The 13,373-nt window shown below is 50.3% G+C and carries 10 protein-coding genes; all 10 read right to left on the bottom strand.

Annotation, left to right across the window (positions count from 1 at the left end):
- Nucleotides 1-86: 86 nt before the first annotated feature.
- Nucleotides 87-833: an IclR family transcriptional regulator gene (locus ACQ5DJ_RS17155; RefSeq protein ID WP_017250488.1), complete on the bottom strand. Its 747-nt coding sequence runs from the start codon at nucleotides 831-833 to the stop codon at nucleotides 87-89.
- A 186-nt stretch (nucleotides 834-1,019) separates the two neighbouring features.
- A complete protein-coding gene (locus ACQ5DJ_RS17150; RefSeq protein ID WP_429843542.1) occupies nucleotides 1,020-1,844 on the bottom strand; it encodes an aldo/keto reductase in 825 nt (274 codons plus the stop codon).
- 78 nt (nucleotides 1,845-1,922) lie between these two features.
- The gene (locus ACQ5DJ_RS17145; protein ID WP_429843541.1) at nucleotides 1,923-3,560 is read right to left on the bottom strand and encodes a hypothetical protein; all 1,638 of its coding nucleotides are present in this window, start codon (nucleotides 3,558-3,560) and stop codon (nucleotides 1,923-1,925) included.
- A gap of 36 nt (nucleotides 3,561-3,596) precedes the next feature.
- Entirely contained in the window at nucleotides 3,597-5,711 is a 2,115-nt protein-coding gene (locus ACQ5DJ_RS17140; protein ID WP_429843540.1) for a phage tail protein, read from the bottom strand.
- An 18-nt stretch (nucleotides 5,712-5,729) separates the two neighbouring features.
- On the bottom strand, nucleotides 5,730-7,565 hold the full coding sequence (locus ACQ5DJ_RS17135) for a putative baseplate assembly protein (protein ID WP_429843539.1): 1,836 nt from the start codon (nucleotides 7,563-7,565) through the stop codon (nucleotides 5,730-5,732).
- Complete coding sequence (locus ACQ5DJ_RS17130; protein ID WP_429843538.1) at nucleotides 7,562-7,972, bottom strand: hypothetical protein; 411 nt, start codon at nucleotides 7,970-7,972, stop codon at nucleotides 7,562-7,564. Before ACQ5DJ_RS17130 ends, ACQ5DJ_RS17135 begins: the two co-directional genes overlap by 4 nt.
- 17 nt (nucleotides 7,973-7,989) lie before the next feature.
- A complete protein-coding gene (locus ACQ5DJ_RS17125) occupies nucleotides 7,990-11,064 on the bottom strand; it encodes a putative baseplate assembly protein (RefSeq protein ID WP_429843537.1) in 3,075 nt (1,024 codons plus the stop codon).
- Between the two features lie 48 nt (nucleotides 11,065-11,112).
- Nucleotides 11,113-11,514: a GPW/gp25 family protein gene (locus ACQ5DJ_RS17120; protein WP_429843536.1), complete on the bottom strand. Its 402-nt coding sequence runs from the start codon at nucleotides 11,512-11,514 to the stop codon at nucleotides 11,113-11,115.
- A gap of 16 nt (nucleotides 11,515-11,530) precedes the next feature.
- Entirely contained in the window at nucleotides 11,531-12,256 is a 726-nt protein-coding gene (locus ACQ5DJ_RS17115; protein WP_429843535.1) for a phage baseplate assembly protein V, read from the bottom strand.
- The gene (locus tag ACQ5DJ_RS17110; protein ID WP_429843534.1) at nucleotides 12,253-13,368 is read right to left on the bottom strand and encodes a phage late control D family protein; all 1,116 of its coding nucleotides are present in this window, start codon (nucleotides 13,366-13,368) and stop codon (nucleotides 12,253-12,255) included. Before ACQ5DJ_RS17110 ends, ACQ5DJ_RS17115 begins: the two co-directional genes overlap by 4 nt.
- Nucleotides 13,369-13,373: the final 5 nt, after the last annotated feature.

Raw genomic sequence — 13,373 nt, 5'->3', positions numbered from 1 at the left:
ACCCTTCAGATTGCTTAAATATAATACGTGTCCAACTTTATGGGGTCACTTCACACATTTTCTTCGTGTTTTGACTGGCTTCTCCGTTATTTCATCATTTTTCCCATCCGATAGGCCGCTTCCATGATGTAAGGCGCGTATTGGCTCATTTTTTCAGGAGTCAGGCGGTTAGAAGGACCCGACGCCGCAATAGACGCTACCAATTGTCCGTTGCGGTTGAATATCGGGACGGCTACGGCTGCTGTCCCCAGCTCCCGTTCCTCCACGCTAGTCGCGAAGCCTTGCTTCCTGATTTGATCCAATTGCTCAATGAAAGATTCCTTGTTCACATAGTCAGGCCAATTCGGGTCGCTGATGACTTCCTGTAAAATGAAAGGCTCGGCGTATGCCACAAGTACTTTGCTGGATGCTCCCACCGTGAGTGGCATACGCGCTCCGATTGGCGCCACCCTGCGAATCGGCTGCTTGCTTTGGACTGCCTGTACGCGTATCCGCTCGTTTCCATCCCGCACGTACAGACTGATCGTTTCCTCTACCAAGTCCCGCAATCGCTCCATCTCCGGCAGCAGCAATATCGCTGGATCATCGTTTTGCGACAAATTGGCGGATAACTCCCAAACCCGAAACCCAAGTCGATACTTCTCCGTCTGAACATCACGTATCAGAAACCCTTTGTTCTCCAGCGTTGCCAGCAAACGATGCACGGTACTTTTATGCAAGGAGAGTCGACTCGCTATCTCGCTCAGGCCCAGATCCGTAGCGTCCGTAAAACAGAGCAGGATATCCAAAGCCCGATCGACTGCCCGAACGTTTGCTTTTTGTTCTTCTTCCATAAGTGTTTGACACCTGCTTCCTACTTTGTTCCGATCGTTTCGTCTGATGAAACGAATTTGCTACTTTTCAGTATACGAAAAAATAAAGCATAGTAAAGAGCAAATCCGAGGTCCGCTCAAAGTCAGGAATGAAAAAAGGGTAGCCGACCTGTTGCGGCTCCCCTTTTATGCGTTATCATTGTCTATTTAAAAATCAAAATGATCTGGATCTGGCCCAAACCGCTTGTTGTCATTCAAGGCAGTAATTTTTTCTACATCCTCTGTACTGAGGGAGAAGTCAAAAACATCTGCGTTCTGGAGAATCCGCTCTGGTGTGATCGACTTCGGAATCGTGACCACTTGGTTTTCCAAATCCCAGCGAAGCACAATTTGTGCAGGAGACTTGCCATATTTTTGTCCCAATTCTACTAAGAGAGGGTGATCGAGATTGCCTTGCATCAACGGGCTCCATGCTTCTAGTTGAATGTGGTGCTCTTTGCAATATGCATGCAATTCTTTTTGGGTAAGCAAGGGATGATACTCGACTTGGTTGACAACCGGAATGATCTCGCTATGTTGGCGCAAATCCTCGAGGTGGTGACTATGAAAATTACTGACGCCAATCGCACGAACATATCCATCGCGGTACAGCTTTTCCAAGGCCCTCCATGTATCGATGTACTTGCCTTTTACTGGCCAGTGAATCAGGTACAAATCCAGCGTATCGATACCCAGTTTTTTCATACTTTCATCAAAAGCCTTCAGCGTTGACTCGTAGCCTTGATCCGCATTCCACACCTTGGTCGTGATGAACAATTGATCGCGATCAATCCCGGCTTGACGGATTCCTTCGCCTACACCGGCTTCGTTACCGTAGATGGCTGCCGTGTCTATACTGCGATAGCCCGCCTCAATCGCGGAACGGACGGCCAACGTTTCGTTTCCGTCTTTTGCCTTCCAGACACCCAGACCCAGCCAAGGCATCTTCACCCCGTTGTTCAAAACGGAATGATCTGTGATATGTGTTGCCATTGGATCTCCTCCCGTCTAACGCTGATATGTACTTACATTAAGAAAGTGTAGCATAAATACAGAATGAAGCAAACCTTGCTACTCTTGTGAATCTTGATGCGCCACGTCCTCTGTCCCAGCTCTCAACGGTTTGATCGCCCACCACCTAATCCTTACCCGATCTGTCTGAACAGGTCCCTTTACCTGAACGCCGATCCGAAACGTTCCTTTCTGCGGATAAACGATGACTCCTACGGCAAAATGCGCTGCATCTGTCGCATACTCCGAATCATCAAAAACACTACTATGCCCGTACAGCACTTGCTCATGTTGGGAAAGCAACTCATCGATCACATCTGCATGTAAATCCTCGATTCCTGCACTGACATACACATTCCCTTTTCCGAGGGAGTGCTTGAGCTCCTCAGAAAAATAACGATTGCCGATCTTGACTCCAAACGGCCAGTTGGACGAATATGGCTCAATCGGTATTTCCACCACGCCAGATGCTACTTGTTCATTTGCCTTTCCGGGCCGGGGCAGACCAAGCTCTAACTGGTAGACGGACGCCAGATTATCGTAGCTGACATCAAACTGCGGCTTATCGCCTGCCGCAATTTCTTTCACGCGCGTGGTCACCCGGAAGGAATCCGCATGGGACCCTTGCTCGACCGGCTTCCCCTTCTGCGCACGCAACGCAAGCTTTTGCAAAAGCGCTGGTGTATACACGTACTCACCAAACGGAACAGGAACAACCTTCTCAATGACATAGGTCGCATTCATTTGCAGCAAGCATACTTTTGCCAAATAAAGAAAAGGCTGTTCGTTCGCATGGGTCACCTGATCCAGCTTGCGACTGTAATAATCGGACACGAGCCGCTCTACCAGATCGTCTGGCGTGATTTCAATTTTTCCTACAGAAACGAGATCGGTATGCACCAAGCGATCGCCGAGTCGGACCTCTGCCTTGCCACCCAGCACAGCCAGCTCCACCGTTCCACGATCCCAGCCAGCTTTGATCGGAATGGAGATGACGTAATCCGTCTCTTTCGCGTCAACAGGCTCTAAGAAGGATACACTACTATCACTGCTCTCCAAGACTGTCAGCCCTGGTGCATCCAGCTTGTATTGGAATTGCACGCGTGAGGTTTGTACCGTTTTCTCAATGTGTAACTGCAAGGTAAATACTTCACCCGGGTTGACGTATCGGGGAGTCGACTGCCAGATGCGCACCTGTGGATCTGCAAATAGCAGCACTCTTTGCTCTACCAGTTGCACCCCTTCGATGGAAGCAGGATGTGGTGCCTCCTCTTTGATAAAAAGCCGATATCCTTCTGCCACTCGGTTGTATTCAGCCATTTCCTGCTCGACAGTTTCGGAGACGGAGAAGACCTGTTCTTTGCCTTTTTCATCATAGGCCAAGCAGACGTACACATTTTTCGCGTAATCGTTGTTACTAAAGCCTTCCATCATGGACAGCTTCAACTTCACAGGCTCAGGAAGTACAATTTCTCTCCCGAGATAATCGAGAGCGACTCCAGCCTCGACCGAAATCTGCTTTTCGTCCACAGCGATCACCTGCAAACCGCATACTACTCCACCCCCGTGAAGTAACCGATTGGTGAGTCGACGTTTGTCATTGAAATAGCGCTGTTCTGATTCGAAATCTCTGACGGTCAACAGCTTCCCTTTGAAATACACATTTCGTTCATGTGGAAAATAACGCAGATTCTTCATCTCGAACACCTCACTTGGGGTAAAAATCTAGGCTTCTTACTCCAGCTCTGCATCCAGGCCAATCCTCGTGTCATAATCGATTCGTCTGCTGCGGTCCTTCCCGCTTAGCACGGTGTTGTATGGCATGGATAAATTTTGATCAAGCGTAAGGAACGATGGCTCCGTCAAATAAGAATTAATCCCCACGTAGCTATGGAGGTCGGCGTAGATGCCCGGGCGCAGAACGATGAGCTTCGCCTCTGTAAAAGCAGGCTTTTGATCTTCCAAAATCTTTTGCAGAACCGACTGCTCCCGCTCTGTTTTCGCGCATTCCTGTGAAACGATCAGGCAAAATTGATACGGATGATCCATGTACAAGGAAGAGATCAGCTCGTGCAGCTCAGGGATCGCCTTCATGTCCCTAATTTGAAAATACTCCACGATCATTGGGCGCTCCCCGGTATACAGCTCCACCATTTTTTCCAAGCCCGCACGAGTGCCCCGCTCTGCGTACAGTTCCGGCGCACGACGAATCAACTCCCGACGCTGCGCCTCTGTCCAATGCTCTTCCCTGCCCATCCCTAACCAGGACGCGAGCCAAGGGACAAATTCGCCAGGTGTCGTATCAGGATCGAACAACCGCGAGATGGTATCAATCTGTTCCTCCAGCTCCAAGTAAAACGTCCCGAAAAGGGATAGGAATCGCTCCAAAAAATCAGCACTGGCAGGTTCACTTTGATAAGTCGCTGGTAGATAACGCAAAAATGTGTCACGCGGCGAGTAAATCCGCATTTGCCTAAGCAACGGGGAGTGACAGTCAGTACCGAGCCATTCGATTTTGAGCCATAAATAACGACCTTTTGCTGAATGAAACAACGCATCTGAGGCGTTGATTACCGGCTCCGACCATAGATTGGCCGTCCTTTGCAGCTTGGTTTTCCAGTCCATGGCGGGTGCCAGCAAAAAATCATCCAGGTTGTGCACGGCTCCATGGATCACATGCTCTTTTTGATCAGAAGAAAACGTCGAGATGAGTAATTGCGTTTCTTCCGGTATGTCTGCATCCAGCGTGAATTTATGCCACACCGTTTCAAATTCCGCGCTATCCCATGCACGAGAGAAGTAGATGCCCATCGGTATTCCCGTCGCATCCAGGTTGGACGTCCGCGAGACGAGCCGCAACATGGTCAGAACATTTTTCTGTGCGTCCCAAACATACAAACGTTGCTGCTTGTCAAAAACGAGCTTGTCTGCTCGTCCATGGTAGTTGGTTAATGGCGCAAGTGCTTCTCCCGTTGATTGAAAACGCAAAATGAATCGGGTATGATCATGAGCCGAATCGATGGAACGACTATCACCCACGTAGAGAATGGGACCTGGACCCACTGCAAATCCCGCGGGCTTGGTTCCTGACGGGATCGCTAGGGTGCACACATCAGAGCCTTCCGAAGTGAACCGAAACACTTGATTCGACTGTGCCAAAAATAGATAGGCAATGCCCGATTCGGCAACGGACAGGCGAAACAACCTCCTACGCCTGATCTCACGAAGGGTAGCTGTCTCTGTTACTTTCAATTCGGCATGCGCGTATGTAGCGTCTATCTTACCTGCCCGATTCAGCCGAAGGACGACGACTTGTGTTCCCACCTCGATTTCCTTGCGTTCGTTGTCTCGATCTGCGACCACAGGTGTCGTGATGTAAAGACGTCCTTCTTCATCCAGCCCTGCATCCAAAGGAAAAAGCCGCTGTCCCTCCCCATCTTCCCAGCTCCAAACGCACTGGCCGTTTGCTATGGAATACGCTCCGACTTTTCTCCTCGCTTCGGGGTCGATGATGAACACATATTCATCGTCAGCGACAAGAAACGAGTCTTTGGAAAACAGCCCCCGTCCAGCGCGAAACACCGTCTCCTTGAAGTTATTGCTGTCATCGTAATGCGTGATATGCCCGCTTTCATCCAACCAAAGCAACGAGCCAACGCGTGCAATGGCAAAATCTAAGAGTCGAGAGTGATGTGTCGTCCCAGCCTGATGCACATGATCGATCACATATTCGGGCGATTTGTTCAGCGCGATTCCCTCGTTGGAGACGTGAAGGTTATACCAGGCTCCCCGCTGCCAATCGGACGGATTGTTCAGGGAAAAGAAACGATTCATTGTATCCACGCCCATTCCTCCGTTTGTTCCCGTCTATCTTTCTCTATCCACAACGAGCTCCAGAACATGCTCTCCTGAGTACACCAGCGCATGGAGCGGAATCTGAATATCTCCCCCTTCATCCCTGATGATGCCTGTACCCTCTGCGGAAACCCACAAATCCGTCACGTACAGCACACCCTCGATCTGGTTTAACACCTCGTAGAGATCGCTTTTATAAACAGGTCTACCAAATTCCCATCCTTTTCCTTGTTGAGCCGAAGAATCTTGGACATTCAATGGCGTCAAATATTGCTTCAGTGCCTGTAGCACGATTTGCTCTTTGTCTGCAAACGCAGGCACCACCACGATTGTGGCGAAAACGGTCACTTTGATATAGGCTGGAGCAGTCACATGGACTTCTGTCGTCAGCAGCCTTCGCTGTTCCAATTGGTGGCGAACGGTCCGCAGAAAGCCTTCACTTGGCAGTGGTGTCGGCAGGGCGCTGAATGGGACGATAACGACGGTTATTTGAGCGGCTGCGTTTTGCTCGGATGCCCCCACTCCCCCTACTTTATACAGCGGGATTGCCTTCGCGCGGGCCACTCGCAATCCGGGAGTCGATAGCGCGATGGCCTCATAATCTTCTGCTGTAACGGCCCGCTGCGGTTTTTTCCATTCCATTCTCATCCTGCGTTTGGCTTGATCGATCGTTTCGCGCTCGCTTCCCCCACTGGCTGGACGGGGATTCGTCACCTTCGCTGTGGTTCGCTGCCTGGCGAGCGGGAGGAATCGGGTAATTTGGCCTCTCTGTACATTCCCCTTCGCACCTTGGCCTGTCTGACATGATATGATCCGAATGCCCGCCATGCCTTCCAGCCTTTCGGGAATGGCTCCGTGCTCATTGTTGCCAAACACAATTTCTGCCCCGTCCGAATCATTCAGCATAAAATGGCGGTCCTGTGGTCCTGATCGGTCAAAATCAGTGACCAGCGACCAGTCTTCCCAGACGGGAAACGGACTGCCTTCGACCTGACGCGCCCCCTGAATGACAAACGTTTCTGGCAAGATCGATTGGATATTCAGCCGAAACACTTGATGTGGCAATCCACTGCTTTCTCCAATGAATCGCTGACCTGCAAAGTCACCCCGATAGGCGATGACCCGAATATTTTTGCGGCCCTCAGGCATTGCACTCTCAAACCGAATCATCGTCGAGCCCTGTTCTGGGTCACGCGAAACGCGATACGAAAATACACCTGTATCGGCTTGGTCTGGTTTATCTTGATCCCATCCACTTTGCCAAAAACGCCCCTTTTTGCATTGAACCTCTACTGTGCCTTCATACGATAGCGAGCTTGCAAGCACGATCGTCTGATCCACTTGACCCGTTCCATCATATTCCCACACTTGACTGAACGTTTCGCGTTGGATGGCGCTCACGGTGTTCAGCTCGATTTTTTCCATACGTGGAGCCAATTCGAATCGACCTGCACGCAATGTCGCACAGAGCCAAAATCGAGGCCGATCATTGGCGGGGTAAAACATGATTGGCTTCATTGCCCCTTCAAGCTCGATCAGGACTCGTCCCGAAAAGGAGAGATGCATCGTTTCATCCGAGATTCGTGGCACCGGACTCCATCCCAATCCTTGCGTGCGCTCGTTCTGTCCATAGTACTCCCAAACGAGACTGGCCGATGGAACGAAAAGGGATGTGGGCGTAAGTGGGACGATTGGAACAGGATAGTCCTCAAACAGGCGCAATCCGATGGAAACTGCCTTCCCTACAGGCAGCGGCCGATCAAAGCCTAAGTAAATCTTGTTCTCTATCTTTGGTTCCTGACCAAATGCGTAGTAGGAAACACCGTTATGCGCATTGGATGAACTCACATCCGCCGTCCCGCTTTCTGTATGAACCAGAACTCGCTCCAGGCTGGCAGGTACCAGAACAAGCGAATGTTCCGTCTCGAAAGGAAGATTCCCCGCGAGCAATCTCGTCTTCTCCGGAAGAATCGCTTCTTCTGACACATCGAAAACGTAACATCAGTCGTCGCATATGACTGATGTTGTGGGTGTACACCCATGAGCTGCAAAAATTTGCGTTCATTCTTCTCCGTTATCCGATTGAGATAGTATTGCTGCATTTCCATCAACCACGCGAACATCTCCAAAAGCGTAATGCCCGGGTCGTGATGACGGTGATCACCCCACTCTGGCTGCAGCTTGGGGATCACGTTTTTTGCTTGTTCTAGGATCTCTTCAAAGTGGCGATCATCCAGATTCTTGGATGGAAGCATAGCGCACACTTCCTTTTTCAATGTTTGGGTAGGTAGAAAGCCTGGCTTTCGTGAGCGCGGACGCTGATTCGATGCGTACCCTCTGTGACGATCCCATGTACGATCGTTTCGTATTCAGAAGCGAGTATTTCCTTTCGTTGCCCATTTTCTGTTCGAAATACAGCCAAGGTCAGATGATCGACAAAGCGGACACCCTTTACGGATTTCAACAAGGCAAACAAGAGCGACGGGTGCACGCGTTGTCCTATCTCCCAGCCCCCACCGTGCAAATTTCCCGATATCGGGTCAAGGAATCGTGCGAGCTTGCCGAGCGTCTCCAGCTCCACCCCAACGATTTCCTCCAAAGACCCCACTGCCAGCTCTGCTGTCACCGCAATTTCCAAGTAGACAGGCTCCCTAACATGAATCCTTTCGGGGGAGGCTACCGTCGCTGCCGCATGTGTAAGCAAGAAGTTCGTGACAGAACGCCGAAGCTCCAAAAATTGTGTGCCGAAGCATCCCGCTGCGGGTAATACGATCACAGTGACATGTCCTGCTTCTCTTTGCAGGCGGCTGTCCCGATTCGGTAAACACTTCACCTTTGCTATCCCCGGATGCGCTTCACGGACGAGCCATTCGAAATCCTCAGCCGTCACCGCTCGATAGCGATGCTTGATAGTTTGAGGACCGCGCTGCAAGGCTTCCGTCAGCAACTCCCGATCACTTCCCCCAATCGCAGGCACCGGATTACTGACAGCTTGGACAAACGGAATCGATTGTTCCAGTTGATTCAACTGCCCAGTAGGAAGATTCCCTGTCGTTCCCCCTCCGACGTTATACGTCACCCTCACAGAACCGAGTCCGGTTTGTGGAAGCTCTCTACCGTGTCGACCATCGCCAAACAAAATTTTTCCGGTAGCGCTCTCCAAGCAGTAATGGCGATCATCCGGGCCCGAATCGTGCAGATGCTCTACTCGCTTCCACAGAACCCAGCATTTTTGCTCGCTTCCTTCCGAATCATAGAGAAGTTCCACCCGATTTTTTGGATGTTCTAGCCAGCTCTTTCGTTCACTCGGCGAAAAGAAGCCTGTTTCATCTACCCATACCTCTTCGCCTATGGCGGGATGCCGAATGAGTTTGTACGCGGCTTGTGGCCCCTCTGCTATCCGCTCTGCCATTTCATTGCGAATCGTCTCCTGTTGAATCGCTCGTATCGTATTCGGATAAAAGCCGCTTAGCACAGGATGTCGTGCATCCAGAGCGCCTCCTCCAAGCTGATTGTCTACGTTGACGGCGCGAATCCAATAACGCTCCCGCTCAAACAGTTTGCTTTTTTCCATATCAAAAGGACCAGCGAAACGGACGGTACCACTTTCCGTAAAACCAGCGGTCTGATCAATCGTCTGCAGCTTGGCCCAGGACGTTGTCCCTGTTTCTTTGCGCTTGTATTCCCATTGCACTACAGGAGCAGACCCTGTAGATTCTTCCATGGATAGAAAAGAAAAGTAGAAAGAGAGCGGTCCTTGTAATGGCGGCTGTTCAAATCCAAAGTAGACGGCGGGAGGCAAGCATTCGGACGGCAAAAACGGCTGGAAGTTAGCCTGATGATTGCCAGTACGGACAGGGTGCTGCCAATCCAAGTTGTTCTGTGTGAGAATCGCTTCCGGCTCATGCAGAGACTCTCGGTACGAATAGGTCAGGCGCATGTCTTCCAGCCACGGGGCCATGTAAACAGGATTCGGGCCATATAAACCTTCCACCTGAAGAATTCGCACGCGGATCCAAAACCCATGCTGGGATTGGACGGTTGTTGGCTGAAAATCATCTGGACACGTAAAGGTAACCACAATCTCTTCATCCGAATCCGTGCCAGCAAACAGCTTCTCCCGATCCTCTCCTGCCAGGAGCACCATCCATCCACTGCCGTTCCAGTATTCCCATACCACCTTGCTGACCGTGACGGGTGTCGTCGCAGGAGGGTCAAAGGAAGATTCCTTCATGATCCATTTCCATTTCGGTTCCGGTTGTGACAGATGCGTAGCGGGATAAGGCACCGTCTTCATCCGAAAACGAAGGGCAACCGTACTTCCAGGCTTCGTCAACGCCTCCTCACAGGACAAAAAAAACATGCCATACGGTGCGAGCTGCTCGCCAAACGCAAGGCAACCACTCCCAGAAACCTGTACATCATTGGAGAAAAGCATGTCTGGCGCAAGGCCCTCCGGATCATCTGTTGGCAAATAATCCGTCTTCAGCTGGATTTTGGTCAGAGAAAGGCTTCCGCCATTTTTCATCCATTCATGAATCATGCCTGGCTTCACTCTACAACGGAGCCAACGATTTTCGATTCCTTGCACTTCACTAGACTCCCATTTTTTCCGCTGTTTTTTTTCCAAGCACAGCCGATTTTGATCAGCCTCGACTTGATCGAACAAAACCCATTCGCCCTCTGACCGATACGTCCACTCGACCAGCTCTGGATTCGCCAGCTTCTCTGTCAGCAAGGATTCCAGATAGCGTTCCTGATTGGAAACCATCGTGAGCTGGATCGAAGCACGATCTCCTAAACAAAACAAGTCCTCATGCCCCAAATACCAGCAATGCTCCTGATGATTAGGCAGAGCCTCGCAGTCCAAGAGAGGGAGCGGTGCATTTGTTCCAAGCCAACTCGTTACATCTGTTAAAAAGTCTCGACTGCCATTGGAAAACAACAGATCTGTTGGGAGAGAGGGGGTAGCCAGCATTGGCTGATCTGTTTCGAAAACCACTTCATCGCCTTCGTCAGACTTACCCGTAACTTTTGTGCCCGCCGGAATCCACACTGGCTTTTGCACACCAGTACTCAATTCAAATGTCAAAAAGGTTTCTGCTGGTCGTGCCTGGGCCATTCCGACACCGAGCATATTGAGAAAAGCGATAAAATTTCGCTCAGGCACTTGATTCATACGCTCACGATTATTCATCAGCATGTCTGCGAAAAGGAGAAATAAAGCCGTACCCGCATCAGGATCTTCTGGAGTGAAGCGCCACTCCGGGGTGTAGAATGGCACCATTTCGCGCATTTTTCGGATGACTGCCTGCATGTCTCGCGGATCGACCAAAGGTGGCTTCACATTACCCACCTCCCTTCCTTTTTTCTTCATACGATTGTGACTCTTGCGCTATCCACGTGGACCGAGACGATGGACAGGATACAACAGCTGATAGCCTTTGTTTGTCGCACGAACGGTATAGCTGATCGTAACGTTCACCGTTTCGGAATGAGTCTTGTCGACCTTGGCCTCCACCTGCACATCCCGCACACGGGGTTCCCAGATCATGATCGCTTCTGCGATGTCCGACTGGAGCAGAGCTAGACTCGTTCCGTCCGTGCCATCAAACATGAAGCCTTGCAATCCGCTCCCGAATTTCGGTCGCATCACACGCTCTCCCTTTGCTGTAGAAAGAATGATGCGAATCGCTTCAGCGATGTCCTCCTCGTAGTCGGACAAACGAATCCGGCCTGTAGCCTGATCCACTTGAATAGGGAACTTCCATCCTTTTTCACCGAAAGGCTGCTGCATGGAATCCTCCCATGAATTAATTCAATTTGATCACCGAACCGTTGACGGCAACCATTCCGTCAGATTTGATGTTCAGGGACGCTCCTGCTTTAATCGACATGGCTCCCTGCGCCTCCAGATTCAGCTGAGTGGACTTGATTGTCAGCGATGTGTCTGACTGAATGGTCACTTGCCCTTTTGCATTCAACGTAATCGTACTTGAACCGCTCTTCACCGTCACTTCGTTGGTGCTGCCGCCTTTGATGGAGATTTGGTTGTTTCCACTGCTCTCCTTGAGCACAATACTCTCCTCCTTGTCCGACAGCTCCACCTGTTGTCCTTTTTTCGTGGCAATCGTGATCTTCCCGTCATTCGGATCATCACCAAAAATTACTTCGTGGCCTGCACGGGTCGTGATTTTTCGGATGTTGTTTTTCTCCGCCATTTCCGGGCCTTTGTTTTCCTGATTCCAGAGCATCCCGATTACAAATGGTTCGCGTACATCTCCCCAGTGAAACGCGACCAGCACCTCGTCGCCTACCTCTGGAATGAATAAACTGCCTCGATCTTTTCCTGCAAAAAGCGTGGCGATTCGCACCCAGTCCGTCTCCCGCTCATTATCAATCAGAGGCAGCTTCAGCTTCACTCGCGAAAGCTTTTCCGGGTCTTCGTTGTTCGTCACAATGCCGACAATGACACCGTGGATTTTCGCCCGTTCTTCTTCTGTAATTTCATCCTGGTAGAACCAATGATCAAAGCTCATATCGTATTTCCCTTCACATGAAACGTAGTGACATAGCCAGATGCCACATCGATGGTATGTGTGACCGAAGTGATGTAATAAGGCTGACTCAGCTTTTTCCCAAGGCCCTCTAGCTTGATATAGCGTCCAGCACGAATTTCTGGCAGACCGACTGCCTCACAGTTTCCGTCGAGAAGATTCATAGCGAGTTGATTTAAGCGTGCCTTGGCAACCGCTTTTATTTCCTCAGGTGAGTCCAGTTTTTTCGTCGACTCGTATTTATCAAAATAATCACCGATTGCTTTCAGCAGATCAGCGCTTGTCTTCGAATTGGTCCCGAGCTTCCCGATATCTGTACTCGTTGCTTTTGCTTCCTGGAGCACCGTTGATTTGTCCTTGTCTACCCATCGCACCGTATAGGAGGAAGCTTGGGAAGCAATGTTGACATCTACGGAAAAGCTGCGCAAGGAAACTCCCCAAATCAAGGTGAGGACCGGCGTCATGTTGCTCAGCGGCTTACGGAAATACAAGTTCTTCCCGACGATAAAAAAATCGTAGTTACAAATTTTTGCGAGACGATTTAAAAATTGAAAGTCAGTCTCGGAGACCGTCTTTGTAATGGTCTCGATTGTCTGAACCGTATCATCCACATGCGTCGACAAGCCGTATTTTTGGCCCAGCTCTTTCACGACATCGCTGTATTTCTTTTTATTCCAGGAGGTAGACTTGTTATCCACCATAAGCAGGAACGATTTGTCCATCCCTTTTACCGTAATAGTAGGCGTCTCCTCGCATGCAAACGAAACGGCTGTAATATGCCCGTAAAAGAGACTCGAAAGCTCGGTTCCGTAGCCCAACTGAATTTCGATTTCGTTGCCAGGAACCAAATAGTCATCTGCCCAGCGAAATTCCCACGCTGCCGTATCAAAAGCATTGGTTACCGAAAACGAGAACGTATCGGCTTTGCCGTCCAAGCTGGAGTTGATCGTTGCTTTGGTAATGGCGACACCTACCTGGCTGATCAGCTTTTTCCCTCCAACGAGTATTTCCAAGGCTGGGGAATGAAAGTTGTTGTACGTTTGGCGTAGGTCATCGAAGGAGTGGCGGTCTGTCGTCAATTTCAATTCGCTCATTCCTT

Origin of the sequence: Brevibacillus sp. FIR094, from assembly GCF_050477165.1 — a bacterium.
Lineage (GTDB): Bacteria > Bacillota > Bacilli > Brevibacillales > Brevibacillaceae > Brevibacillus.
The sequence above is the reverse complement of the archived record's forward strand: the minus strand, read 5'-3'. Positions and strand labels throughout refer to the sequence as shown.

Excerpts from the sequence above, each read along its gene's own strand:
- ACQ5DJ_RS17110 (WP_429843534.1), bottom strand. The coding sequence starts at position 13,368 with ATGAGCGAATTGAAATTGACGACAGACCGCCACTCCTTCGATGACCTA.
- ACQ5DJ_RS17130 (WP_429843538.1), bottom strand. The coding sequence starts at position 7,972 with ATGCTTCCATCCAAGAATCTGGATGATCGCCACTTTGAAGAGATCCTA.
- ACQ5DJ_RS17150 (WP_429843542.1), bottom strand. The coding sequence starts at position 1,844 with ATGGCAACACATATCACAGATCATTCCGTTTTGAACAACGGGGTGAAG.
- ACQ5DJ_RS17115 (WP_429843535.1), bottom strand. The coding sequence starts at position 12,256 with ATGAGCTTTGATCATTGGTTCTACCAGGATGAAATTACAGAAGAAGAA.
- ACQ5DJ_RS17145 (WP_429843541.1), bottom strand. The coding sequence starts at position 3,560 with ATGAAGAATCTGCGTTATTTTCCACATGAACGAAATGTGTATTTCAAA.
- ACQ5DJ_RS17155 (WP_017250488.1), bottom strand. The coding sequence starts at position 833 with ATGGAAGAAGAACAAAAAGCAAACGTTCGGGCAGTCGATCGGGCTTTG.
- ACQ5DJ_RS17120 (WP_429843536.1), bottom strand. The coding sequence starts at position 11,514 with ATGCAGCAGCCTTTCGGTGAAAAAGGATGGAAGTTCCCTATTCAAGTG.
- ACQ5DJ_RS17140 (WP_429843540.1), bottom strand. The coding sequence starts at position 5,711 with ATGGGCGTGGATACAATGAATCGTTTCTTTTCCCTGAACAATCCGTCC.